This window comes from Vibrio sp. V09_P4A23P171 (assembly GCF_963875615.1).
Taxonomy (GTDB): domain Bacteria; phylum Pseudomonadota; class Gammaproteobacteria; order Enterobacterales; family Vibrionaceae; genus Vibrio; species Vibrio anguillarum.
This window is the reverse complement of the sequence record NZ_CAWNMR010000033.1, coordinates 112,094-137,611: the sequence shown is the minus strand read 5'-3', so window position 1 is coordinate 137,611 and position 25,518 is coordinate 112,094. Positions and strand designations below refer to the sequence as shown.

The window sequence follows — 25,518 nt, the reverse complement described above, 5'->3', positions numbered from 1 at the left end:
CACGGCAATATACTAAAGCGCTTCACAATTACTTCGCAAAGTAAAAAAATTGGCATGTTATTGATTTCTGGAGCTCCCAATGTATATGGCGCAACCAGGCCATATTGATCATATCAAACAGGTCAATGCTGGTCGTGTATATAAACTCATTGACCAAAAAGGTCCCATTTCTCGCATCGATTTATCGAAGGAGAGTGAGCTTGCTCCGGCAAGTATTACCAAAATTACTCGTGAGTTAATTGAAGCTCATTTAATCCATGAAACGACAGTACAAGAAGCGATCAGCCGTGGCCGCCCAGCCGTTGGTTTACAAACCAATAATGAGGGATGGCAATTTTTATCCATGCGTTTAGGGCGTGGTTACCTAATTATTGCCCTGCATGAGTTGGGTGGTGAAGTGTTGATCGACACCAAAATTGAGATCCATGAGCTAGACCAAGATGACGTGCTCGCTAGGTTGCTTTACGAAATTGAAGAATTTTTTCAAACCTACTCGTCGCAATTGGATCGAGTGACGAGTATCGCAATTACCTTGCCCGGTTTAGTGAATTCAGAGCAAGGGATTGTACTGCAGATGCCTCATTACAATGTGGAAAATCTGGCTCTTGGTCCTGAAATTTATAAGGCGACGGGCCTACCTGTATTTGTGGCGAATGATACCCGAGCTTGGGCACTGGCTGAAAAGTTGTTTGGCCATTCGCAAGGCAATGAAAATTCAGTTCTTATCTCTATTCACCACGGTTTAGGGGCCGGCATTATCCTTGATGGCAGGGTGCTGCAAGGTCGGCACGGGAATATCGGTGAGTTAGGCCATATCCAAATTGATCCGCACGGTAAACGTTGCCATTGTGGCAATATTGGCTGTTTGGAGACAGTCGCCAGTTCGCAAGCAATTCGTGAAGAAGTGGCGCTGCGTATTGCAAACGGTGAGGTTTCATCATTGACTGAGCACAGTGAAATCACTATTGAAGATATCTGTGAGGCCGCAGCAGAGGGTGACCCATTAGCGGTGGATGTGATAGAGAAACTAGGGCGTTATTTAGGGGCCGCAATCGCAATTGTGATCAACCTATTTAACCCAGAAAAAATTCTTATCGGTGGTGTTATTAACCAAGCTAAGAACGTGTTATACCCTGCATTGCAAAAATGCATCGAAGAGCAGAGCTTACCTGTCTATCATCAAGATCTCGAATTAGTGGAATCACGTTTTTATAAACAGGCAACCATGCCCGGTGCGGCTTTGATTAAACAAGCTCTCTATGATGGACTTTTGCTGATGAAAGTTGTCGAAGGTTAATTTTTTCGCGGTTAGATCATTTATATTTTTTACAATTAACCCATATGGCTATACTGTTATGTGAGTTCACTATAATTTTCGGGATTTCGTATGTCAGGTGTTTTAAATACGGTTGACCAGCGCACCAATCTTGTCGGAGAGAATCGACTTGAGTTGCTTTTATTCAGCTTAAATAGCCGGCAAATTTTTGCGATCAATGTATTTAAGGTGAGGGAAGTGATCAAAGTTCCTCAGTTAACGAAATTGCCCGGTTCTCATCATAATATTACGGGGGTAGCCTCATTGAGGGGAGTGCCAGTTCCTGTCATTGATTTGCGCAGTGCGATCGGTTTTCCTCCATCTCGCTTGGATAGCCAGGAACAGAACCTCATCATCACTGAGTACAATCGAACCATTCAAGGTTTTTTGGTTGGGCAAGTTCGCAATATTATCAATACCGCATGGACTGAAATTCAGCCACCACCGCGTTTAGCTGGCCGTTCTAATTACCTTACCGCTATCACCCATGTTAAAGAGGTCAACAGTAGCCATATTGTTGAAATCATTGATGTTGAAAAAGTGTTAGCTGAGATTATTGATTATGACGTTTCTATCTCAGAAGGCGTTCTTGATCATGATTTGGTTGCGGAGATGGTCGGGCGAAAAATTCTGATTGTGGATGATTCTTCAACGGCTCGTAACCAAATAAAAGGGACGCTCTCACAGCTTGGTTTGGAAATTGTCGAATGCAGAGATGGCTTAGAAGCATTGAATCTTCTGAAGTCGTGGAGCGATGAAGGAAGAGATGTAACGAGTGAGCTTTTACTGATGATCACCGATGCTGAAATGCCAGAAATGGACGGCTATAAACTGACTTCCGAGATCCGTAATGATCCGAGAATGAAATCACTATTTATTACGTTAAACACGTCACTCAGTGGCAGCTTTAATGAAGCCATGGTACAAAAAGTGGGTTGTGATCGTTTTATCTCTAAATTCCAACCCGATTTATTAGTACAAGTGGCACAAGACCGATTACGTGATGTGCTTTCGTAAGATTTTTAGCCATCATTACAATAAAGTCGTCTCTAATGTAATGTGCTGACATGAAATAGTAACGTTCACCTCAAACGACAATGCCTTGCTGATGAGGCAAGGCATTGAAAGATTAAGAAAAAGCTAAGCCATTACTTTTTCGGTTGTGCATCGATACATTGACCATTCACGGCTTGGCTTTCCGGCGCCATTAAATAGAGATAAAGCGGCATGATATCTTTAGGCGTTTTCAACAACTCCACATCTTCAGCGGGATAAGCTTTGGCGCGCATGCCTGTGCGCGTGCCACCGGGATTAATTGCATTCACTCGAATTGATGTGTTGCTTAGCTCATCAGCTAGCACTTGCATCATCCCTTCTGTGGCGAATTTTGACATAGCATAAGTGCCCCAAAAAGCACGACCATCATGGCCTACGGTTGAAGACGTAAATACAATCCGCGCATCTGGAGATTTGTGCAGCAATGGCAGCGCCGCTTGGCTGAGTAAGAATTGCGCTTTGACGTTGACCTGCATGACATCGTCATAAGAATCTTCACCGATCTGATCAAACGGGCTGATCACACCCAAAAGCCCCGCGTTATGTAGCACACCATCTAAGCGACCAAACTGCTCTGCAATGGTATCGATCATATCGAGGTAATGTTGCTTGGTGGCTCCTTTCATGTCCAGCGGAACAATCGCAGGTGTTGCGTAGCCAGCGTTTTCTATCTCATCATACGTTTGTTCTAACTTTTTCACCGTGCGGCCGAGCAAAATGACGGTTGCGCCGTGGGCTGCATAGCTGATGGCGGCTTGTTTACCGATACCGTCGCCAGCACCTGTAACTAAAATGACTCTATCTTTGAGGGCATCTGCAGAAACTGAATAATCCACCTTGTGCTTCCTTATTGTTATGATTTGCTTTAAGTCTTCGTGACAAGGTGGTTACAATACACCAAATCAAAACCTATGAGGATTAGGACGTTGGAATTTTTATTGGACTACGGCCTATTTTTGGCCAAGATTGCGACAATCGTCGTCGCTCTTGTTGTGCTATTGGTCATTGTGAAATCGGTGGGCGGAAAAAACAGCGCGCAGAAAGGCGAGCTGGAAGTAGTGAATTTAACCGAGCGTCATAAAGAAATGGTCGAGCAAATGGAACACCATCTGCACGATGATGCTTTCTTGAAGGCTCGCGATAAAGCAGAAAAGAAAAGCGAAAAAGAGAAAAACAAAGCACGTGACAAAGCGATCAAAAAAGCGGCCAAAGAGGGCGCGCTAGATACCAAACGTGAACCGCATCTCTTTGTCTTGGATTTCAACGGCAGTATTGATGCCAAAGAAGTGAGTTCGCTACGCGAGGAAGTGACCGCCATTCTCGCCGTTGCTCGTCAAGGTGATGAAGTGTTGCTGCGTTTAGAGACTGGCGGTGGCATGGTGCATGGTTATGGTTTGGCTTCTTCGCAGCTCGATCGCATTAAAGCAGCTGGGTTACCCCTAACCATCGCAGTTGATAAAGTGGCCGCCAGCGGTGGTTATATGATGGCGTGTATTGCTGATAAAATTGTGGCCGCTCCTTTTGCGATTGTTGGATCCATTGGCGTTATTGCACAGTTGCCTAATTTCAATAAACTGCTTAAAAAACATGATATTGAATTTGAACAGTTGACCGCAGGTGAATACAAACGCACGCTGACTATGTTTGGTGAAAACAGTGATAAAGCGCGCGATAAGTTCAAGCAAGAACTCGAAGAGACTCACGAACTGTTTAAAGATTTTATCCGCGAGCATCGTCCAGCGCTTGACCTTGAGAAAGTGGCCACTGGTGAACACTGGTTTGGGACTCAAGCTCAAGAGCTCGGTTTAGTCGATGAGATCAAAACTTCTGACGACTTAGTGGTTGCTGCGTGTAAAGATAAAACGGTACTGGCAATCCATTATGTGCAGAAGAAAAAACTGACTGATAAATTGGCTGGTGTTGCGGGCGAAGCGGCTGATAGCGTGCTTCTGAAATTGATCAGTCGCGGTCAACGGCCAATCGTTTAGGTTAGGTGCGTCTTTCTCGAAGCAGGCAGATTATTTTTCGGAGAGTATTAAGCGGAGAAGTACGTTACTTCTCCGCTTTTTTTGATCTCAGCCATTCACCGATGGCGAGTATCAACCCGGCCAACATGCCAGCTAAATGCGCTTCGATAGCCACGCGTGCATTAATAAGCTCACTGGTGTTACTTGAAGCGCCGAAAATTTGCTCCCAGACAACTTTGACAATAACACCAACCACCAACAGCCAACTGCTGCGACGCCCTTGCAGTGCTTCTTGTAGAGCCAAATAGGCAAACATTCCATGGAGCGCGCCTGAAAGGCCGACATAGACTTGCATACGGCTCAAAAAAAGGCTGACGCCTACCATCAGGCTGGTTGCCAGAAGGCTGATTAACCATTTTTTACTGCTCGGCTGAAACACAAAATGGATAATCCACAGCCCTGCGAGGTTCATACCAAGGTGTGTAAAGTTGGTGTGTGTGAAATTTCCTGTTAGGATCCGCCACCATTGGCCCGCTTCAATGGCAGGCCGATTCCACGCACTGAGGGCGGCCAGTGGCGGCCATTGCAACCCCAAGCAGACCAAGCTGATAGCAAGTAGTGCAAAATAACGATTTTTTTGATGGTTTATGTTTAGTAAGCAAAGGCGAAAGTAATTCACGTTATGTCTCGATACTGTTCTCAATGTGGTAAAGCGCGAAAAGCCTGCATCTGTTCTTTGATCGTACCGCTTTTCTCGTCGGTCGAGCTTATCATTCTTCAACATCCGACAGAAGAACATCGCCCAATGGGCACAGCCCGAATTCTCGATTTATCTTTAGCGAATTGCAGGCGCTTTGTTGCCGAAGATTTTAGCCGGCACACTCAGCTGAATGAGTGCTTAGCTGAGCCGGATGTGCTCAACTATGTACTTTACCCGCATGAGACTGCGCAGCCCGTGTCGGCTATGAATATCAATGCTGATACCAGAAAAGTACGAGTTATTTTACTCGATGGTACTTGGAAGAAAGCGTATAAAATGTGGCAACTCTCGAGCAATTTACATTCGCTACCGTGTTTGCACTTGCCGACCGATCTCAAAGGCAATTATCGCATTCGCAAGGCACCGAGTGAAAACAGCTTATCAACCGTTGAAGCTGGTTTTCATATCTTGTCATTGCTTGAGCCACGGCAAAATTTTCAACCGCTCCTTGATGCTTTTGATGCGATGGTTGCCTTTCAAATTAGCCAAATGCCAGCTGGGGTTTTTAAGCAAAACTATATCAGCGAGTAACCGCTATATCAGTGAGTAATGATGGCAGAAGCTACCACTCAACCAGCCATTAATAGTGATTATGAGCAGAGAAGAGTTGCTGATGGAGCCTTTGCGCATAGCCATCGGTCATAGCCGAAATATAGTCACAGATAACGCGCATACCATCGTTTTCATTGGTTTGGGCTTGCCACTTACCGCGCGTTGTTTCTGGCAGTAAGCGTTCAGGATCGGCGCTTAGCGCTTCAAACAGATCCATGATGATCTGTTGGCCTTTGTATTCAAAACGCTGCACTTGCGGAATTTGAATCACATATTGGCTCACAAATGATTTCAGTACTTCCAGTGCGGCGGCCATATTGGGTTCTAAATAGGCGTTGAAGGCGAGTAGTTCATTCTCAAAATGCGCATCAACGGCTTGAATATGAATACTAGTCAGTAGTGCATTAACAATCCCGCCAATCGCATCTTTACGACGGTAATGTTTGCCTGCAAACAGCATTTCACTGATGGAAGCAATGTGTTCTTCAAACCACGCATCACCGCATTCGGCCAGTTTCGAGGCCGCGGCCTCTTGCCACTGTTGGCGAGTCACCATGCCAAGTACGATGGCATCTTCTAAATCGTGCACGCCGTAGGCAATGTCATCGGCCAGCTCCATGATTGAGCAATCGAGTGATTTAAAGCGAGTCTTGTGATGTTGATAAGGCGTTGCGGGCTGACCACGCATTTGACTGAGTAGGGCTTTATCTTGCGCAGAGAGCGGCTCTGTTACCCAAGAAAAAATCGCGTGATCGCAATCGTATATTCCCTTAGCAGGCGACCACTCTTTAGCTTTCAACTGACGCTGGTGAGCGACTGCATTGGGTTGCTGTACGGCGCGAGTTTGGCTCAGCAGCGCAGGGTATTTTAATAACCCCAGCACAGTGCGGCGTGACAGGTTCATACCATGGTGTTCGGTGTAAGGCTCTAAGCTGGTCACAATTCGAAAGGTTTGCGCGTTACCTTCAAAGCCGCCGTGATCGCGCATCATATAATTGAGCGCCACTTCGCCGCCATGACCATAAGGAGGGTGACCGATATCATGCGCTAGGCATAAGGAATCGATCAAACTATCCGAAGGCAGCAAATCACGAAACTCTGGTTGCTTGAGTTTAATTTGCGCCACTATACCAGTGCCGAGTTGCGCGGCTTCTAAGGAGTGAGTGAGGCGAGTGCGATGGAAATCATTCAAGCTAGTGCCATGTACTTGAGTTTTGGCTTGCAAGCGACGAAATGCTGCCGAGTGAAGAATGCGTGCCCGATCGCGTTGGAAAGGGCTGCGGTGATCATCGCGGCGGATTTTATGCTCATCATCTTGGCGTTCAAGCCATTTGGGGTCAATGGATATATCCATGCCATCTCCTGCAGTACATTTATGTTTTTCAAACACTTAACAAGTAACTTAGCGTGAGTTAGCTGATCTCGTCCAGCGTTAATTCGAAACTAGGGGCAAAGGTATTGAGAAAATACTCCATCTCAGGTGTATGGCGATCTCGTAAGGTGACGTCTAAACGTTTTTTGGCCAGCGCATATTCATGGTTGCCCGCGCTGAGTTCTTCTAAGCATTTGAGATAGGCGCAGAGTGAATCTGCCTGTTTGACCATCGCCACATCTTCAGGGTGCGCGGCGTCTGAAGCGAGATATGGAGCAAAATCCTCACGCAGCTCTTCAGGCAACATCGAGAGCAGTTTTTGTTCGGCGGCGGCTTCTATCTTTTTGTATTCTTTCGCAATATCGGGGTTGTAGTATTTAACTGGTGTCGGAAGATCGCCCGTCAACACTTCACTGGTATCGTGGTACATACCTAAAATCGCAATCCGTTCAGGGTTGACCTTGCCGCCAAATTTTTTGTTTTTGATTACGGCTAAAGCGTGAGCGACAAATGCCACTTGTAGGCTGTGTTCAGAGATATTTTCACTGGAGATGGATCGCATTAAAGGCCAGCGTTGAATTAACTTCATTCGGGCTAAGTGAGCAAAAAAGTGACTCTCTTTCATTGCAATAAACATCCTTGCTGTGTCGGGGGCCAAGAGAAAAATTGGCGATTAAAAGAAAACGGGCGCACTTTTAGTATCGAAAAGTGCGCCCGTTTAGCATATGGAAGTTTACGTCAGAATGCTACTGACTGTAGGTCGATAAGAAACGTTCGAAGCGGCCAATGGCAATTTCCAAATCTTCAATATGCGGTAAGGTGACAATGCGGAAGTGGTCCGGTTTTGGCCAGTTAAAGCCCGTTCCTTGAACCAATAGCACTTTCTCTTGTTTTAAGAAGTCGAGCACCATTTTTTGGTCATCTTTAATGCTGTACATTTTCGTGTCGATTTTCGGGAACAGGTACATGGCTCCTTTAGGTTTGACACATGAGACGCCGGGGATCTGGTTGATCAATTCCCACGCGCGGTCGCGCTGTTCGAGCAGTCGGCCGCCGGGTAAAATCAGCTCATTGATACTTTGATAGCCACCTAATGCGGTTTGAATCGCATGCTGCATGGGCACGTTGGCACACAAACGCATTGAGGCAAGCATTTCCAAACCAGCCACATAACCTTTGGCGATGTGTTTTGGCCCGGTAAGGAACATCCAACCACCACGGAACCCGCATACACGGTACGCTTTTGACAGGCCGTTAAAAGTGACCATTAAAACGTCATCAGCCAGTGTTGAAATGGGCGTATGGGTTGCACCATCGTATAAGATTTTGTCGTAGATTTCGTCGGCGAAAATGATCAATTTATGCTTGCGGGCAATCTCAACAATTTCCAGCAGGAAATCACGGCTATAGACAGCACCTGTTGGGTTGTTGGGGTTGATCAACACAATACCGCGTGTTTTGGGCGTGATTTTACTGTTGATGTCGTTGAGATCAGGATACCAATCGGCTTCTTCATCACACAAGTAATGCACAGCAGTGCCACCGGAGAGGGCGACCGAAGCGGTCCATAATGGATAATCAGGAGCAGGGACAAGCATTTCATCGCCATTATTAAGCAACGCTTGCATCGCCATCACGATAAGCTCTGAAGCACCATTACCGATGTAAACATCTTCTACATCTAGGCTACGCAGCCCTTTTTTCTGGTAGTGCTGCACCACGGCTTTGCGCGCGGAATAGATCCCCTTTGAGTCGCAATAGCCTTGTGAAGTAGGCAGATTACGGATCACATCAACTAGGATTTCATCTGGGGCGTCAAAGCCAAATGGGGCGGGGTTACCAATGTTTAACTTCAGTATTTTATGCCCCTCTTCCTCCATGCGTTTAGCATGTTTGAGTACAGGACCCCTAATGTCATAGCAGACATTGTCGAGTTTTGACGACATCCCGATATTTTGCATTGTATAATTCCTGAAAAATAAATAATTTCTTTATTAAACTACACTAAATTGATGTTTGATAGAATAAAAATCTGCCACTGTCCGCTTTTAGGATACAGATGAGGATGCCCGTTATCACAGGAATCTGCAAAAGATAACTCGTAACCTTGATTTCGTTTCCCTCTCTAAATAGAGTAGCCGTCAGTAGAGTCCGTGTCTCAATGTTTTCGAGGTCGATTTGTCGCATTTTCATCAAGCTATTGCTCGGTTAATCGAGCAAATAAACGACGCGAAGGATGATGACGTTCGTTTTGTACAAATACTGCAAGAAGCTCCCCCTTTCGCGCCAATTGATTGGCTTGAAGCGCAACCCATTTTCCCTAAATTTTATTGGCAGTCACGTGATACGCGCGAAGAAGTAGTGGCATTAGGTCAGCTGTATACTTTTTCTGAGGCTGAACCTGCCTACGCTATTCTTGGTCAGGAGCAGCGAGTTTGGGGTGGACGTTCTTTTGATGGGCATACGGACAAAAATCGCCGTTGTTTATCCTCATTTTTCTTTTTACCGCAAATGGAGCTGATTTGCTGTGATGGTCAATGGTCATTGGCGGCGAATATTACCGCTGAACGCCAACGAACCTTGGTCGCACTGCATAAACTGCAACTTGATGTTAGTCCGTTACGTGGTATGACGTCACATATAAAACAAGTCACCCATCAACCTAATGAGGTGAAGTGGCAGCAGTTGGTCAATCAAGTGCTTGAGGGAATTGGTCATCAAGCGTTTAAGAAAGTGGTGCTCGCGCGGCAAACGACACTCAGTTTAGATAAGCCGTTAAGCGCGGCGCAGTTGCTTAAGGCAAGTGCGGCGCACAATCATCACAGTTTTCATTTTTTATTAGCATTTGATCAAAAACACAGCTTTATGGGGTCGACACCTGAGCGTTTGTACGCTCGTCAAGGGCAGACTTTGTATACCGAAGCGCTGGCGGGAACTATAGGTCGGGGAGAAAATGCGAGCCAAGACATGGAGTTATCTCATTGGCTTACTCAAGACAGTAAAAATCTTAATGAAAATCAATATGTAGTGGATGACATTATTGAACGGTTAACGCCTCATTCTGAAAGGGTTGATGTTGAACAGGAAGTCCGTTTAGTGCGTTTGCGCAAAGTGCAACATTTAAAACGGGGTATCCATGCGCAGCTGAAAAAGGGTGTGAATGGTGTACAACTGCTGAACGCGTTACAACCGACCGCGGCCGTGGCTGGCCTGCCGCGTAAAGCGGCGATGGATTTTATTCAGGCTAATGAGCCTTTTGCACGTGGTTGGTATGCCGGCTCAGTCGGTTATTTTAGCCATCAACAAGCGGAGTTTTGTGTGGCGATTCGCAGCGCTTTGCTGGTGGACAATCAGGTCCAACTGTTTGCCGGAGCGGGCATTGTTCCAGGTTCAGTTGCTGAGCATGAATGGCAAGAGTTAGACAAAAAAATGGCAACCTTACTGAGTTTGATCAGCGACCATTTTCCTCTAGGAGTGGCGTCATGAAGCATGACCAAGCAGTGCTGAACCGAATTTGGAGCCAAACGCTACTTGAGGAGCTTACTCGACTTGGGGTGCAAGAGATCTGTATTGCACCAGGTTCACGCTCGACACCTTTGACCTTAGAGGCGGCCGCCAATCACAAGCTCTCAATCCATACTCACTTTGATGAGCGTGGGCTGGGCTTTCTTGCTTTAGGTCTTGCTAAGGCGAGCCAAAATCCAGTTGCGGTGATTGTCACTTCTGGCACGGCGGCGGCTAATTTACTGCCAGCGATTGCTGAGTCACACCTCACGGGTGAAAAACTCGTTGTACTCACGGCTGACCGGCCCGTTGAGCTCGTGGGATGCGGTGCGAATCAAGCAATCAATCAAGTAGGTATTTACTCATCACATGTCACCCAGGCGGTGAATCTACCCAGTCCATCGACAACTATCCCATTGACTTGGTTGTTAACCACAGTGGATGAGTCCATGGCCAACCAAGATCACATGGGTGGCGCAATACATATTAACTGTCCCTTTCCCGAGCCACTTTATGCCGAACATGATGTAGATCTTTACGCGGACTATTTGGCTGTGATTGAAGCGTGGCGTCAGCGTGAGCAAGCATTCAGCTCTCGCCAGTACCAAACCGAAACCAAAACGTTAGATGATGGTGCATGGCTGAGTAAAAAAGGGCTGGTGATTCTTGGTTCGTTGACGTTAGCTGAAGCGAAGAAGGCCAAGCATTTTGCCAACAAACTCGGCTGGCCAGTCTTATGTGATCCACAATCAGGCGTGAGCAGCGAATGGGCGCATTTTGATTTATGGTTGCAAAATGCGCGAGCACGTGAGCTGCTTAGTGAAAGTGAGGTGGTGATCCAATTCGGTTCACGGCTGGTCTCAAAACGGCTTACTCAATGGCTAGCTAGCCATGCTCACATGGGTAACGTGCAGTATATTTACGTTTCACCCCAAATGGCACGTAATAATCAAAACCATCTGATGCAACAGCAGTTTGTCACTGATATTGCGTGCTGGGTCGATCGGCATATTGGTAAATTAACGGCTTTAGGTGCGGCGCAAGCGGGTTGGTCGGATCGGATAAAAAGTGTGGCGCAAGAGATTGCCCAACTGGCTAAATTACATTTGAACGGTGACTCTTCCATTACAGAGATTGGTTTAGCGCTCGATATGGCCGAGCGTAGCGAAGGGGCCGACCTATTTATCGGCAACAGTTTGTTCGTCCGTTTAGCCGATATGTTTGCTCAAATTGAGGGACGTTCGGTTTACTCCAATCGAGGCGCTTCGGGCATTGATGGCTTAGTGGCAAGTGCCGCAGGAGTACAGCGAGCCAATCATAATCCAATGTTGGTATTTATTGGTGACACGTCATTGCTGTATGATCTTAATTCTCTAGCTCTGCTTAGCCAAGTCAGCACGCCTCTGGTGCTGGTGGTGGTGAATAATGATGGTGGCGCTATTTTTGATCTATTACCCGTTCCCAAAACGCACAAAACCGCCTTGTACCAAATGCCCCATGGCTACCAATTTGAACACGCCGCACGGCAGTTTCGTTTAGGTTATGCTTGTCCGCAAACCTTATCTGCTTATCAAAGCTTGGTCCGTGAACATTTACAGCAGGGTACTGGCACCTTATTGGTTGAAGTGACCACGCCGTCTGGGCAAGCCGGTGAGCAAATCACACAATTTACCCAGCAAGTCTATGCTTTGTAGTCGTTTTTATTGCACCACCACCACAGGTTCGACGTCGGTAGAGCCTGTGGTGGTTTTTCTACATGGTTTACTAGGCAGTGGGCGAGATTGGTCGAAAACGGCGGTTTTCCTTTCGCCATACTCGCAATTATGGATTGATCTTCCCGGCCATGGCGGTAGTCAGTCTCTCTTATGTGATGATTTTGATGAGTGCTGCGCTCACATTTCTGCAACCGTGCTTAAGCAGCTTGGCGAAAAAACACCTATCGTATTGGTGGGCTATTCACTTGGTGGAAGGCTGGCAATGTATGGCGTGGCGATGCAGCGTTTTTCGGCGTTGAATATTCAAGGTCTGATCGTTGAGGGTGGCAACTTCGGCTTGCAGAGTTCTTTTGAACGTGAGCAACGATTGAAAAATGATCACCATTGGGCACATCGTTTCCAAACTGAGCAGATTGAGCGAGTTTTGGTCGATTGGTATCATCAACCCGTTTTTTCTTCATTAAATCATGAGCAAAGACAAACTTTAGTCACTCAACGCAGTGCTAATCTTGGGGTGGCAGTGGCTCACATGCTACTTTCGACTTCATTGGCAAAGCAGCCTTATCTGCTCGCACAACTTGAGCAAGTCGCATTGCCAATGGTCTATATTTGTGGGGAGAAGGACAGCAAGTTTGTTCATCTGGCACAGCAAAGCGGTTTCGAATATCGCCAAGTGCGGGCTGCAGGGCATAATGTCCATCATGAGCAGCCCGAAGTATTTGCTCATCTTATTCAAGAATTTATCAGCCAATGCTAACGCGTTGGTTCAAAAACAATAATTAATAGAACAATGGAAAGCACCATGGCTAAAACAGTCGGTATTACTGAACAAGAATTGTATGCACCAGTCATCTGGAGTAACTGCAGCGCCGAATATGAAGATATTCACTATCACAAATCGCAAGATGGCATTGCCAAAATTACGATTGCCCGCCCTCAGGTGCGTAATGCCTTTCGCCCACAAACGGTTAAAGAGATGATCAGTGCGCTGGCCGATGCGCGTTATGATGAGCAAGTTGGCGTGATCATTCTAACTGGCCTTGGTGAAGCGGCATTTTGCTCTGGTGGCGATCAAAAAATTCGTGGCGACTACGGCGGCTATCGTGATGAGTCCGGTACGCATCATCTCAATGTGCTCGATTTCCAACGCCAAATTCGTACCTGTCCTAAACCTGTAATTGCGGCGGTGGCTGGTTGGGCTGTCGGTGGTGGCCATGTGCTGCATATGATGTGCGATTTAACTATAGCGGCAGAAAATGCCCAGTTTGGTCAAACAGGACCCAAAGTGGGTTCATTCGATGGTGGATGGGGTGCGTCTTACATGGCCCGTATCGTTGGGCAGAAAAAAGCGCGTGAAATTTGGTTCCTTTGCCGTTTTTATGATGCTCAAGAAGCGTTGGACATGGGGCTGGTCAACACGGTTGTGCCAGTAGCTGATTTAGAAAAAGAGACGGTTCGCTGGTGTCGTGAAGTATTGCAGCATAGCCCTATGGCGCTGCGCTGTTTGAAAGCAGCGCTCAACGCAGATTGTGACGGCCAAGCAGGTTTGCAAGAACTGGCGGGTAACGCAACCATGATGTTCTATATGACAGAAGAGGGGCAAGAAGGGCGCAATGCCTTCAATGAAAAACGCCGCCCTGATTTCAATAAATTCCCTCGTAATCCTTAAGCGTAAAATCGGCTCAAGTCATCCAATTTTCCGTGATGATTTGGGCTAGTGGTCTCAATGAACAAAGTCGAATATCGAACAAAAGGTTGAAATTATGCGCAGCGCAACACTGTATCGCTACTGTTTACCGATGGATAGCGGCGTTATTCTCCGCAATCAGAAGCTGGTAGAACGTGAAGGTCTGATTATTGAATTACAAGATGATCACGGTTCAGCGTTGGGTGAAGTTGCCCCATTACCCGGTTTCAGTTTAGAGTCACTTGAGCAAGCACAGCAGCAGTTAATAACGCAGCTTCAGCTTTGGGTTAGTGGTGAGCTTATTACCTATGATGATCTTTTTCCTTCTGTTGCCTTTGGTTTGTCGATGGCGGAGTTAGAGCTGGATGGTGGGTTGCCTCAAGCCGGACACTATCACGCAGCACCTTTGTGCTCGGGAGACCCTGATGAACTGATCCCGCTTCTGAATGCGCTACCGGGCGATCATAGAGTTGCGAAGATTAAAGTTGGGCTGTACGAAGCGATTCGCGATGGGATGATCGTAAATCTGTTTTTAGAATCCATGCCTGATTTGCAATTGCGTCTTGATGCTAACCAAGCTTGGACACCCGCTAAAGCTGAAAAATTTGCCCAATATGTTTCTCCTTCGCTGCGTCAACGCATTGCGTTTTTGGAAGAGCCGTGTCCATCTCCCAGTGACAGCTTGGCTTTTGCTATCAATACGGGTATTGCGATTGCGTGGGATGAAACCTTACAGCAAGCCGTTCGCCGTGCAGATTTTCAGCTAGAAGATCTGACGGGAGCGAAAGCCATTGTGATTAAACCGACCTTGATTGGCTCGGTACAGCGCTGTATCGCTTTGATTGAAAAAGCTAAAACATTAGGCATTCAAGCCGTTATTAGCTCTAGCATCGAATCGAGCTTAGGGCTTTGCCAATTAGCTCGTTTTGCGCAGTGGCAACTGCCTAATGAAATTCCGGGGCTAGATACGATTAGTTTGTTTAAAGCACAACTCGAAAGCGCATGGCCCAACAGCGCATTGCCGATACAAACGCTCGCACAGCAAACGGTGGTTTGGCAATCTCAATGCGAGTAGGCGTTTCCTTTTGCCAAAAGCCGTGGCAACAACATGCTTTGTATTCGCCGCACGCGATCGCATTGCGTACGGCGAATCAAACCTACACTTGGCAGCAGTTAGCGAACCGTATTGACGCTTATGCTTTTGCAATGCAGCAACAAGGTTTTCAGAACCAAGATGTACTGACGTTAGTGGGTAAGAACAGCCTTGAGTTAGTGTTAATCTACCTTGCGTCGCTAAAACTTGGCGTGATCTGCGCCATCACCATGCCACAACCTGTGATGCTGCTGAAAAAGAAACTCAGTACCTTATACGGAGAGAATCAACCACATTGGTTATGGTTAGGTGAAGGAGCTAAGCTCAAGGAGAATGAACTAACTTCATTGCTCGCTGACGCTAACATCCGGCTTTTTACTCATGAACATATTACTAACGAACATGTTTCGCCGCCCACGAGCGCTATGGTAAACAAGGCTGAGCCACAGTTTGCCTCAATCATCTTTACTTCTGGCTCTACTGGGGTTCCTAAAGCCGTTATTCATACTTTTCAGCAGCATTGGTCGTCAGCCAGTGGTTTACTTGAGGTATTTTCATTTAGTTGCCATGATACGTGGCTGCTGAGTTTACCGATGTATCATGTGTCTGGGTTAGCCATTATTTATCGCTGGCTAGTAGCTGGTGCTTGCTTAAAAGTCGGCAGCGGCGATCTCACCCAAGATATAATTCATGTTACGCATGCTTCATTGGTTGCTACTCAACTGAAGCGTTTATTAGACAGTAAAACACCACTCGCATTAACGCACGTGCTGCTTGGCGGAGGCCATATCCCAAACCATCTCGCCCAACAGGCGGCAAAGCATGGCATTGAAACTTGGGTGGGTTATGGTATGACGGAAGCGGCTTCCACTGTCACAGCAAAACGTGTTAACGCAAGCCAGAGTGTTGGCCACGTGCTACCTAAACGGCAAGTGAAACTACAAGGCCAACGCATTTTCATTAGCGGTGAAACTATGGCGAGTGGCTATTACCAACAAGGCTTAATCACGCCTCTTATCGATGAACAAGGATGGTTCGACAGCCAAGATCTTGGCCATTGGCAGAATGATGAGCTGTGCATTATTGGCCGCGTTGATAACCAATTCATCACTGGAGGCGAAAACATTCATTGTGAAGAGATTGAAGCGGTATTATCTCACCACCCCGACATCGCTTTAGCGATGGTGATCCCTGTGCATGATGATGAGTTTGGCGCGCGCAGCGTGGCTGTGCTGCAATGCCAAGCGATGCCTGAAAAAGCGGCGTTAGAGCAGTGGCTCAATGGCAAGCTTGAAAGATTCAAATATCCTCTCGATTATTTTTTAATACCAAATCACTTGAGCGAAACGGGTATTAAAATATCGCGCAAGACCTTAAAAACATGGCTCACCGAACATCAGCTGCGTTATCGACCACTCAATGAGCGATCACCATTTGATGGTCTGGTGCTGCCAATCCACAAAACAGACGGGCTTATCTAACATTTCCTTTTGCTGTAGTTGATAAAGTTGCTTAGCCACAAACTCCGGTTCAAAGAGCTTATCGCTAGCCACATTATGCTGAAATGGTTTAGAAAGCGGGGTGTCGGTGGTTCCCGGATGAAACAGAATAGTTTGTGTGTTGGGATGAGTGCGAGCTAGCTCTATCGCAAAACTTTTCGTCGCCATATTTAGCGCCGCTTTACTCATCCGATAGCTGTACCAGCCGCCACTGTGGTTATCCTCTAAGCTACCTATCCGCGCGCTAAAAACCGTAATTTTTGCAAAAGATTGACGATCAATAAGTGATGGTAAATATTGAAACCAACGCACTTGGCTCAAAACGTTACATTGTAAAAGCCATTGAAAGTAAGACTCGTCAAACCTTGAGATACGCTTTTCCGGTGTATAGGTGCCGTTGTGTAGTTGCCCATTAAAAAACACAATTTGATCGAACTTATGCCCGATGTCGGCCAATGTTTTGGCAATCAAGGCCGTTGATTCGATACTGTAGTCGGTTGGAAAATGTTCGCTTGAGGATTGGGCGAGATATTTTTGTCTTGAGACGGTAACGATTTCTGGCGCTAAAGTCTGCGCTTTGAGCTCCCTTATAAAAGCTTGGGCGATGATGCTTGAGGCGCCAATAATGAGGTATTTCATTGTTATCACTCTCTGTTTTTACAAACGCCATTACGGCATTGAGCATGACTAAACCAGCGAGATATCGACATGCGATGTTTTGCAAAAAGGAGATAAATTTGGTCGCTAATCCATTTTAGGATGGGCAAGCGCGTGATGAATAACCAGCGATGTTTGTTGACTAAACGCCAAGCTAGAACGGTCACATCCAGCCCATAAAGCAGATTGCCTTGTTGATCTAAGCCATGCAGTATCGATAACGCCTTGCTTTTGTCGATAGAAGGAAAGCTACGCATAGCATCGCCGTCATTTATGTCGATAAGCTGAACCCGACCATGGTGATCGAAGGTTTTTAATGAACGCATTTCATTGCAGCATAAAGGACACTGCGCATCGAAAAAAATCACTAAAGATGGGGTACTCATATGTATGTCGTCAGCCTAACAGCCCGTTAATAATATATTTGTACGTTCACTCTTCAGTATAAGATCAAAGTGGTCTTTATCCTGAAGCATTTACTTGAGTTACAAATGACCTAAGTGTCATTAAATTGCCACTATGAGCACTGTTAATACGTGTTTTTCATCAATGCAATCATGTAGATGTCGATATTTACCTCAACGTGTGTGTTTTTGAGGAGCAAAAATTGGCAGGAAATTTCAGAATAAATCTCGTGATATTCAACCCTCTGTGGTTAATGGTGTTGATTGACTTGTCAATTAATTAATAGGTGTATCATGTCGACAGCTTTCTCTCCTTTGAAAAATATTATGATGATTGCGAGAATCAATCTATCGCAGAGCGAATTAAAAAAATTAGAAACAATGCAGGTTAAAACTATCCGTAATGTAGACTTTAAGCGGTTGGAAAACACGCTTGTAAGCAAAAAAACACCAATGGAAATGAAAAATAGGATCATGATAGTTTTAAATAAAAAGAGTCAAGATGAAAATTGGGTCAAGATATTAGCCAATTTTAACTCTGAAAAGAAGGTAAACGATTGGATAGATTTGAGAGTGCATGGAACGGTTTCTAATGCGTTAAAGAACCTTCTAAAAGACAAACAAAACCTACTGAATGAGCCTACTACAAGAGAAATAAAACAACATTTTGCATGTTATGGTGTTGGATTGATAGAAAGAAAAGTTAACTCTGCCCAAGTTAAAGAGACCACTAAAAAATTTTTAGAATGGATACGGGTAGATAGAAAAGACACGGGTAAATCTGGGCTTCAAGCGGCGCTAATGAGCGAGGTGGACAAGGCAAAACTTGACGTTGATCTAGCAAGTGTGGAGTGGAGAAAGAGTGTTACTAATCAGATCAATAGAAGTGTTGAAATTCAGATAAACGAATATTTGTCTGGTCATGCAGAACGGAACAAGATTGTTACATCTAGCGGTACTACTTTAACGGCACACGCAATAGAAGATTGGCTTACACAATACACTGCTTGATTCATGTTAAGTAACATCAGTTAAGGTGTGCCGCAGCGATACGAAAATAGAAGTGCAAATTTATACCTAACAATAGCAATCCATTGCAATTCATTGGCTAATTTACAGGTGCTAAGCCCCCAGCCTTTAAAGCAAGGTATACTACCCGTTTTTCTCACAAGGCAAGCTTTGCTGAACGTTATATTGAATCCCAATTTAACGCCAATCCCCCCTGAGTTCGGCGACTTTTTGTTGCATCACTTGTGTTGTTGCCTCTTTTTGGGGGACGGGCTCGCCAGCTTCAATTTCTATATGTGACCAAAAACGAGTCGGTAGCCCACAGCAGGCGCGCCCTTTGGCACGGCTAAAATAGCTTCCCCACAACCCCTTCAATGCCATGGGGATGACAGGCACAGAGCTGCGTTTTAAAATAATATCCATCCCGCGCATGAAATCGCTGATTTCGCCATCCGCGGTTAACCGTCCCTCTGGGAAAATGCAGACGATATGCCCCTCTGCCAATGCTTGTTCTACATCGTTAAAGGCTTGGCGGATAGAACCGCGACGCGTTGCGGAAATAGGTATCACGCCTGCACGTTTCAAAAAGCGACGAAGTGGCGGCAAATTGGCGTAATCCTCTTCCATCACAAAACGAATTAAGCGAGGACAAACCGCGCTCAGCAACAGTGCATCCATATAGCTAACATGATTGCACACCAGCAGTGCTCCGCCCTTTTCAGGTAAGTGATGAAGATTTTTGTGGCTGACTCGATACATGGTATGCGTCAGCATCCACATTAGAAATCGCACCAAAAAGACCGGGACTTGGTAGCATAAATAGAGTGCAACAAAGCCATTAAGCAAAGCTAATATAATGAAGAACTGAGGGATCGTAAGCTCAAGAAAGCTCAAACAGACAATCCCTAATAGTGCGCTCGCCACCATAAACAGTGAGTTGTAGATATTCAAAGCGGCAATGACTTGTGCGCGTTGAGTGACTTTAGCACGCTGCTGCATTAGCGCATATAAAGGCACAATGAAGATGCCACCGCAGACGCCAATCAACAATAGGAAAAGAAACATCGGCCATAGTGATTGGTAGCTGATAAATTGATAAAAATCAGTAAATTGAGGTAATTTTTCTGGCACGGAGGTTGCCATTAAATAGCCAAATAATGTAATGCCAAAACTGCCGATAGGCACGATGCCGATCTCTATTCTATGATGCGATAATTTGTCACAGGTCAATGAGCCAGTGGCAATGCCAACAGAAAACAGTGCTAGCAAAAAAGAAACGGCGCTCTCTGTGCCATATAAATAGTGATGCGTGAAATTTGGAAATTGAGTTAAGTAGGCAGCACCTAAAAACCAGAACCAACTGATCGCCATTACGCATTGGAAAATAGTACGGTCTTGTTTGGCAATCGCAATGGTCTGCTTGGTTTGCTTAATGGGCTGCCAGCGAAAAACGAGATCGGGTGCGCAAGCAGGGGCTTTAGGAATATGACGGCTGGCTAAATAGCCTAACAACGCAAATAGCACCACCGCGCCAGCAGCCACGTATTTAGTGTAGGGCATCGAGGCAATGAGCCCAGCCCCCAATGTGCCTAATAAAATCGCTAAAAATGTGCCTGTTTCCACTAACGCATTACCCGGAACCAATTCATTTGGCTTGAGTTGTTGCGGCAATAAAGCGTATTTGACTGGACCAAAAAAGGCTGATTGTGTCCCCATCAAAAACAGTAATAACAGTAAAATGGCGTAACTCTCGGTCATAAAACCGATCGCGCCAAGACACATGATGCCAATTTCAGCCAATTTCACTTTACGAATGAAAGCGGATTTTTCGTACTTGTCAGCAAGCACACCAGCAGAGGCAGAAAAAAGGAAAAAAGGAAGAATGAATAGCCCTGCGGCAAGGTTAATAAATAAATTACTGGAAACCGGTAACACGTTCGCTCCAGCAAACGCGACCAATAGCAGCAAGACATTTTTAAAGATGTTATCGTTAAATGCGCCAAAAAACTGGGTTATGAAATACGGAAGAAATCGTTGCTGAGTCAGCAATGAAGATTGAGATTGACTCATTGATGGTCCTTATCGAGCCCAGTGATTAAGATAGTTTGAGAGTAGGTTTTCAATCAGCTCTTTCCCATCGATGGGTTCGGCGGCGAAAAATTTATCATCCACGCTTAATAAGGTAATACCATGTACGCCAGACCACAGGACTCGGCTTGCTTGCAGCACTTCTTGTTGCGAGTGTTGTGGAGCAAGGATGGTCAATAAACCTTCAAGCATGGCGGTCATGTTGTCGATGCGCTCTGCTTGCCACTGGGGAAGTCGTTCACCATTCATATTATGTTCAAAAATAAGTTGCCAGCGATTGGGGTGCAACTGAGCAAAATCGTGGTAGCAATAGGCCAATTTATACAACGCTTCTTTTGGATCGCTACACTTACCCACCACTTTTTTCGCTTGCGAAGAGAGTTCATCCAAGGTTTGAGCTACCACATGCAACAATAAAAGATTGTAACTGCCGAAGACATTGACCAAAGTGCTAGGTACGTAGCCAATCATGGTTGCGATTTTACGCAGGCTGAGCTCGTGATAAGTGTGATTTTGAAGAAAATGCTTCGCGGTCTTGAGTGTCAATGCAATCAGTTCTTCTCGGGTGTGATCGTTTCGTCTGGCCATGGTTACGTATCAATTATGAACAACGTTCGATATTCTAGTGGGGTGGTGTATAAGCGTCAACTTATGGACGGTTAATTTGCAATATTCTGATACATGTCTGCGAGAAGCAACGGTTTTCTTGTCTATCCGAAGTGGTTATGATGAGTAAGCCTCAATAATTATAACCCTAAGGAAAAACATGAAACGTTTTTTTTCCCTTGTAGCATTGCTGATGGTTGCTGTTGCGATCACACCGATAGCAGAAGCAAAGAAATTTGGCGGTGGTAAATCGTTTGGTAAAAGCTATAAAACGGCGCCAGCTCCCAAACAGCAGACTCAAAAAAATGACACCATTAAGCAAGATCAAGCAGGTAAAGCTGGTTCGACCAAAAAAGGTCTGATGGGCGGATTACTGGGTGGTTTACTCGCTGGTGGTCTACTGGCGGCTTTCTTTGGCGGCGCGTTTGAGGGTATCCAATTTATGGATATTCTGATCTTCGGCCTGATTGCTTTTGTGCTCTTTAAACTGATGCGCGGTATGCTTGGTGCGAAGCAGGGTAGCATGAATCGGCAGCAGCCTGCGTTTGGTGGCGTGAATAACCGAACGGAGTTTGAACAGCCGAACGTGCACAATTTTGAACAACAGCCTCAAGCCACGGGTGGTTTTGGAGCGAATGCACACAGCGATATCCCACATAACTATCCAGCCGGTTTTGATAAGGCCGCTTTCATTAATGGTGCGCGTGAGCACTACCGTATTTTGCAAGGTGCTTGGAACCATAACCAACTTGAAACTGTTGAAGAATATGTATCGGCGAGCTTGTTTGAAGATTTAAAACAAGAGCGCGCAAAGCTAAACGGTGAACAGCACACAGATGTGATGTACGTAGACGCTGAAGTCGTTCGCGCCGATTACGATGCAAGTAAAGCGCAGTTGAGTTTGCAGTTTACTGGCCGCTACCGCGATTCCGTGGAAGGCATTGAAGAAGATATTAATGATGTGTGGCATTTAGAGCGTGATTTAACCGTACCTAATGCACCTTGGTTGATTGTCGGCATTCAAGGCTAAGACTTTTCACGATGGATCCAAAACGCCCAAGTTTGTCTTGGGCGTTTTGCTAGGTCACTAAGCTAATTTAGCCGTCGTTTCAAAGGCTTCTAATTTTGAAAGATAAGGTGTTAAATCACCAATATTGCTTTTCACCCAATCGGCACAGTAATAGGTATCTAAATAACGTTCGCCGCTGTCGCATAACAGCGTCACGATGGAGCCTGTTTCACCTCGTTGTTTCATCTCACTGGCAATTTGCAAAACCCCATAAAGATTGGTGCCGGTAGAAGGGCCTGCTTTGCGGCCGAGTAGTTTTTCCAACCAATAGATCGTAGCGACACTGGCGGCATCCGCAACGGTACGCATTTCATCGACTACGCCGGGAATAAAACTCGGTTCAACTCGTGGGCGACCAATTCCTTCAATTTTGCTACCACACTGCAAGGTTAAGCTTGGGTCTCGGCTTTTGAAATAATCATGAAATACCGAGTTTTCAGGGTCGACGACGCACAGTTTGGTATTGTGTTTTTGGTAGCGAATAAAGCGGCCTATAGTTGCTGAGGTTCCGCCTGTGCCCGGGCTCATTACAATCCATGTTGGAACGGGGTGATCTTCCATTTGCATTTGGTTAAAAATACTGTCGGCAATATTGCTATTACCACGCCAGTCGGTCGCACGTTCAGCATAAGTGAACTGGTCCATATAATGGCCATTCAGTTCTTTGGCTAAGCGGTGTGATTCGGCATAAATTTGATCAGAGCGATCGACTAAATGCGCTTGGCCGCCATAAAGCTCAATCTGCTCAATTTTTTTACGTGCAGTACATTTGGGCATTACAGCAATAAAAGGCAAACCTAGTAAACGGGCAAAATAAGCTTCTGATACCGCAGTACTGCCCGATGAAGATTCAATGATAGTAGTTTCAGGGCCAACCCAGCCGTTACAGATGGCATACAGAAAAAGAGAACGGGCTAGGCGGTGTTTGAGCGAACCCGTAGGATGCGTACTTTCATCTTTGAGATAAATATCGACCCCAGCGACACAAGGCAAATCGAGCTTGATCAGATGAGTATCGGCCGAGCGTTGGTAGTCCGCTTCTATTTTTCGAATTGCGTTGTTAATCCATTGATGATCGGTGCACATGGTTCTCTCTCCATCGTTATTATGAGGGTAATTTACCCTTAATGTGAGAGAAAAGCTTTGCTATGTTGCCTGTCATTTTGTAGTTTTAGAGAAAATTATTCTCTTATTCTGGGGGAGCTATGGAGCTTGATAGAATTGATCGCATGATCCTCTCATTACTGCAACAAGACAGCACTTTGTCGCTAAATGATTTGGCTGAAGCGGTGAACTTAACCACCACACCTTGCTGGAAGCGGTTGAAAAAGCTCGAAGAATCTGGCGTGATTGCGCGGCGAGTTGCCCTGCTTGACCCAGAAAAATTAGATTTGAGTTTTACCGCGTTTGTGTTGATTAAGACCAGCGATCACTCTCACGAATGGTATAGCCATTTTGTCGTGACTGTGTCTGAGTACCCTGAGGTGATGGAGTTCTATCGTATGGCGGGTGAGTACGATTACATGATGAAAGTGTTGGTCAAAGACATGAAGTGTTTTGACCAGTTTTATAAAAAACTGGTCAATGGCGTGAAAGGGATTAATAACGTGACTTCAACCTTTGCAATGGAGTCATTGAAGTACACTACCCAATTGCCTCTGGCATAGCCTGCTCGTCCGAGTCTTTTTATTTGGTGAAGCGCATCACACCTTCTTGCACTGCTGTTGCGACTAAATCTCCTTGGCGGTTGTAAATCTCGCCACGCACTAAACCACGGGTATTGCTGGCCGTAGGGCTTTCTATTGCGTAGAGCAACCACTCATCCATTTTGAATGGGCGATGGAACCAAATCGAATGATCAATCGTCGCGACTTGAAAGTTAGGTGTCATCAAAGAGACTTTATGAGGATGCAACGCTGTGACTAAAAACCCCCAATCAGACGCGTAACCGAGCAAATATTGATGGATGAGTTGGTTATTTGGCAACTCACCATTAGCGCGTATCCACAGGTACTGTTTTGGCTCCGCTTTTTGTGGTTTTAGCGGGTTAATTACGGTCACTGGACGCATCTCAATCGCTTTTTCGCCACAAAAAACCTTTTTTATTTTTTCAGGTAATAAGTGTGCAATCTGGGCTGCCAGTTCAGATTCAGAGGCAAAATTTTCAGGACCAGGGATGTCAGGCATGGTGTTTTGATGTTCAAAACCGGGCGCTTCACCGTGATAAGAAGCAGTGAGATAGAAAATCGGCCGACCATTCTGAATGGCTTTGACTCGTCTGGTACTGAAACTGCGTCCGTCCCTTAAATTCTCAACATCATAAATGATTGGTTTTTCAGGATCTCCGGGGTAAAGAAAATAGCTATGAAATGAGTGAACAGTGCGGTCGGAATCAACCGTATAGCGAGCCGCCGAGAGTGCTTGGCCAATCACTTGCCCACCATACACTTGTGGCAGACCTAAGTTCTCGCTCTCACCTCGGTATAAACCTTCTTCTAGCTTTTCCAGTTGCAGCAAATCCAATAGTTCATTTAATGGTTTACTCATAGACCCTCACCGAGATTCTTAATGTAATTATTATCATTGTTGACTAAGTCAATATCTTGTTAATACCAAATGGACGACCATGACAGCAGATAAAACCGAACCTATAATCATCACCTATCTAACACCATAACTGAGGTTTTATCCTTATGAAAAAGGCACTGTTGCTGATTATGTCGTCTGTTTTGGGTCTAATGCTTGTGGGTTGCCAGTCAGCGCAAAAACCAACCTCTTCCGAGAGCAATATTCAATCTATCATGGGTACGGTTTCGTACCGTGAGCGTATCGCACTGCCGGATAAGGCGCTTGTCACTATCACTTTGCAAGATGTTTCATTGGCTGATGCACCCGCTAAAGTGATCGCAAAACACCGCTTTGAAACTAACGGAATGCAAGTGCCGCTTGAGTTTGACTTGGCATTCGACAACCGAAAAATTGATGCTCGCCACCGTTACAGCGTCAGTGCTCGCATCGAAGTAGATGGAAAACTGCGCTTCATTACGGATACCCATTACGCCGTGATTACTGATGAGAATAACACTAAACGGGTTGATTTGCGTTTGGTTGGTGTTAAACAGTAAAAACAGAAGCAATAAAATAGACGCAATACTATAAAAACAGT

At 45.6% G+C, this 25,518-nt stretch carries 25 protein-coding genes; 14 read left to right on the top strand and 11 right to left on the bottom strand.

Annotation, left to right across the window (positions count from 1 at the left end; translation table 11 throughout):
- Positions 1-79 precede the first annotated feature (79 nt).
- Together mlc and AACT23_RS11245 are read left to right on the top strand one after the other, a co-directional pair.
- Positions 80-1,297, top strand: coding sequence for a sugar metabolism global transcriptional regulator Mlc (gene mlc, locus AACT23_RS11250; RefSeq protein ID WP_013856420.1), 1,218 nt, complete (start codon positions 80-82; stop codon positions 1,295-1,297).
- Positions 1,298-1,387: 90 nt separating this feature from the next.
- Complete coding sequence (locus tag AACT23_RS11245; RefSeq protein ID WP_017048555.1) at positions 1,388-2,332, top strand: chemotaxis protein CheV; 945 nt, start codon at positions 1,388-1,390, stop codon at positions 2,330-2,332.
- Positions 2,333-2,463: 131 nt separating this feature from the next.
- Here AACT23_RS11245 and AACT23_RS11240 read toward each other — a convergent pair whose 3' ends face one another.
- Positions 2,464-3,207: a YciK family oxidoreductase gene (locus AACT23_RS11240; protein WP_017048556.1), complete on the bottom strand. Its 744-nt coding sequence runs from the start codon at positions 3,205-3,207 to the stop codon at positions 2,464-2,466.
- 90 nt (positions 3,208-3,297) lie between these two features.
- On the opposite strand from AACT23_RS11240, the gene sohB reads away from it, so the two are divergent.
- Positions 3,298-4,359, top strand: coding sequence for a protease SohB (sohB, locus tag AACT23_RS11235; protein ID WP_026028277.1), 1,062 nt, complete (start codon positions 3,298-3,300; stop codon positions 4,357-4,359).
- A 64-nt stretch (positions 4,360-4,423) separates the two neighbouring features.
- Here sohB and rrtA read toward each other — a convergent pair whose 3' ends face one another.
- On the bottom strand, positions 4,424-5,017 hold the full coding sequence (gene rrtA, locus AACT23_RS11230) for a rhombosortase (protein WP_017048557.1): 594 nt from the start codon (positions 5,015-5,017) through the stop codon (positions 4,424-4,426).
- A 3-nt stretch (positions 5,018-5,020) separates the two neighbouring features.
- On the opposite strand from rrtA, the gene AACT23_RS11225 reads away from it, so the two are divergent.
- A complete protein-coding gene (locus AACT23_RS11225; RefSeq protein ID WP_017048558.1) occupies positions 5,021-5,629 on the top strand; it encodes a tRNA-uridine aminocarboxypropyltransferase in 609 nt (202 codons plus the stop codon).
- Positions 5,630-5,678: 49 nt separating this feature from the next.
- Here AACT23_RS11225 and AACT23_RS11220 read toward each other — a convergent pair whose 3' ends face one another.
- From AACT23_RS11220 to AACT23_RS11210, 3 genes are all read right to left on the bottom strand, one after another.
- Entirely contained in the window at positions 5,679-7,004 is a 1,326-nt protein-coding gene (locus AACT23_RS11220) for an anti-phage deoxyguanosine triphosphatase (RefSeq protein WP_026028279.1), read from the bottom strand.
- 58 nt (positions 7,005-7,062) lie between these two features.
- The gene (gene yfbR, locus AACT23_RS11215; protein ID WP_026028280.1) at positions 7,063-7,647 is read right to left on the bottom strand and encodes a 5'-deoxynucleotidase; all 585 of its coding nucleotides are present in this window, start codon (positions 7,645-7,647) and stop codon (positions 7,063-7,065) included.
- Between the two features lie 121 nt (positions 7,648-7,768).
- Positions 7,769-8,983 carry a pyridoxal phosphate-dependent aminotransferase gene (locus AACT23_RS11210; protein WP_013856428.1) on the bottom strand — a complete coding sequence of 405 codons (1,215 nt, stop codon included), beginning with the start codon at positions 8,981-8,983 and terminating at the stop codon, positions 7,769-7,771.
- Positions 8,984-9,200: 217 nt separating this feature from the next.
- Between AACT23_RS11210 and AACT23_RS11205 the strand changes: the two genes are divergently transcribed.
- The 6 genes from AACT23_RS11205 (at position 9,201) to menE (ending at position 16,502) form a co-directional block, all read left to right on the top strand.
- Complete coding sequence (locus tag AACT23_RS11205; RefSeq protein ID WP_094128950.1) at positions 9,201-10,508, top strand: isochorismate synthase; 1,308 nt, start codon at positions 9,201-9,203, stop codon at positions 10,506-10,508.
- Positions 10,505-12,220 (top strand): 2-succinyl-5-enolpyruvyl-6-hydroxy-3-cyclohexene-1-carboxylic-acid synthase, encoded by a 1,716-nt coding sequence (menD, locus tag AACT23_RS11200; RefSeq protein ID WP_094128947.1) that lies wholly within the window; start codon positions 10,505-10,507, stop codon positions 12,218-12,220. Before AACT23_RS11205 ends, menD begins: the two co-directional genes overlap by 4 nt.
- Positions 12,210-12,998, top strand: coding sequence for a 2-succinyl-6-hydroxy-2,4-cyclohexadiene-1-carboxylate synthase (gene menH / locus AACT23_RS11195; protein WP_094128945.1), 789 nt, complete (start codon positions 12,210-12,212; stop codon positions 12,996-12,998). The genes menD and menH overlap by 11 nt, the downstream gene beginning before the upstream one ends.
- Positions 12,999-13,043: 45 nt before the next feature.
- Positions 13,044-13,910 (top strand): 1,4-dihydroxy-2-naphthoyl-CoA synthase, encoded by an 867-nt coding sequence (gene menB, locus AACT23_RS11190; RefSeq protein ID WP_029388087.1) that lies wholly within the window; start codon positions 13,044-13,046, stop codon positions 13,908-13,910.
- A gap of 94 nt (positions 13,911-14,004) precedes the next feature.
- On the top strand, positions 14,005-15,003 hold the full coding sequence (gene menC / locus AACT23_RS11185; protein ID WP_094128943.1) for an o-succinylbenzoate synthase: 999 nt from the start codon (positions 14,005-14,007) through the stop codon (positions 15,001-15,003).
- On the top strand, positions 14,994-16,502 hold the full coding sequence (gene menE, locus AACT23_RS11180) for an o-succinylbenzoate--CoA ligase (protein WP_094128941.1): 1,509 nt from the start codon (positions 14,994-14,996) through the stop codon (positions 16,500-16,502). Before menC ends, menE begins: the two co-directional genes overlap by 10 nt.
- On the opposite strand, the gene AACT23_RS11175 is transcribed toward menE, so the two are convergent.
- Positions 16,449-17,159 carry an SDR family NAD(P)-dependent oxidoreductase gene (locus tag AACT23_RS11175; RefSeq protein WP_094128939.1) on the bottom strand — a complete coding sequence of 237 codons (711 nt, stop codon included), beginning with the start codon at positions 17,157-17,159 and terminating at the stop codon, positions 16,449-16,451. The two genes, menE and AACT23_RS11175, sit on opposite strands and share 54 nt — an antisense overlap.
- A gap of 5 nt (positions 17,160-17,164) precedes the next feature.
- Entirely contained in the window at positions 17,165-17,563 is a 399-nt protein-coding gene (locus tag AACT23_RS11170; protein WP_013856435.1) for a thiol-disulfide oxidoreductase DCC family protein, read from the bottom strand.
- 312 nt (positions 17,564-17,875) lie between these two features.
- Here AACT23_RS11170 and AACT23_RS11165 point away from each other — a divergent pair, with 312 nt between their 5' ends.
- Entirely contained in the window at positions 17,876-18,592 is a 717-nt protein-coding gene (locus tag AACT23_RS11165; RefSeq protein ID WP_017049087.1) for a hypothetical protein, read from the top strand.
- Positions 18,593-18,787: 195 nt separating this feature from the next.
- On the opposite strand, the gene AACT23_RS11160 is transcribed toward AACT23_RS11165, so the two are convergent.
- Complete coding sequence (locus AACT23_RS11160) at positions 18,788-20,659, bottom strand: MFS transporter (protein WP_094128937.1); 1,872 nt, start codon at positions 20,657-20,659, stop codon at positions 18,788-18,790.
- Positions 20,660-20,668: 9 nt separating this feature from the next.
- Entirely contained in the window at positions 20,669-21,265 is a 597-nt protein-coding gene (locus AACT23_RS11155; protein WP_017048569.1) for a TetR/AcrR family transcriptional regulator, read from the bottom strand.
- Positions 21,266-21,443: 178 nt separating this feature from the next.
- On the opposite strand from AACT23_RS11155, the gene AACT23_RS11150 reads away from it, so the two are divergent.
- Positions 21,444-22,313 carry a Tim44 domain-containing protein gene (locus AACT23_RS11150; RefSeq protein WP_013856439.1) on the top strand — a complete coding sequence of 290 codons (870 nt, stop codon included), beginning with the start codon at positions 21,444-21,446 and terminating at the stop codon, positions 22,311-22,313.
- A 57-nt stretch (positions 22,314-22,370) separates the two neighbouring features.
- Here AACT23_RS11150 and AACT23_RS11145 read toward each other — a convergent pair whose 3' ends face one another.
- A complete protein-coding gene (locus AACT23_RS11145) occupies positions 22,371-23,438 on the bottom strand; it encodes a PLP-dependent cysteine synthase family protein (protein WP_013856440.1) in 1,068 nt (355 codons plus the stop codon).
- 119 nt (positions 23,439-23,557) lie between these two features.
- On the opposite strand from AACT23_RS11145, the gene AACT23_RS11140 reads away from it, so the two are divergent.
- A complete protein-coding gene (locus tag AACT23_RS11140) occupies positions 23,558-24,019 on the top strand; it encodes an Lrp/AsnC family transcriptional regulator (RefSeq protein ID WP_013856441.1) in 462 nt (153 codons plus the stop codon).
- A 19-nt stretch (positions 24,020-24,038) separates the two neighbouring features.
- Here AACT23_RS11140 and tesB read toward each other — a convergent pair whose 3' ends face one another.
- On the bottom strand, positions 24,039-24,899 hold the full coding sequence (tesB, locus tag AACT23_RS11135; protein WP_013856442.1) for an acyl-CoA thioesterase II: 861 nt from the start codon (positions 24,897-24,899) through the stop codon (positions 24,039-24,041).
- 146 nt (positions 24,900-25,045) lie between these two features.
- On the opposite strand from tesB, the gene AACT23_RS11130 reads away from it, so the two are divergent.
- Positions 25,046-25,477, top strand: a complete 432-nt coding sequence (locus AACT23_RS11130; protein WP_017044405.1) for a YbaY family lipoprotein — start codon at positions 25,046-25,048, stop codon at positions 25,475-25,477.
- Positions 25,478-25,518: the final 41 nt, after the last annotated feature.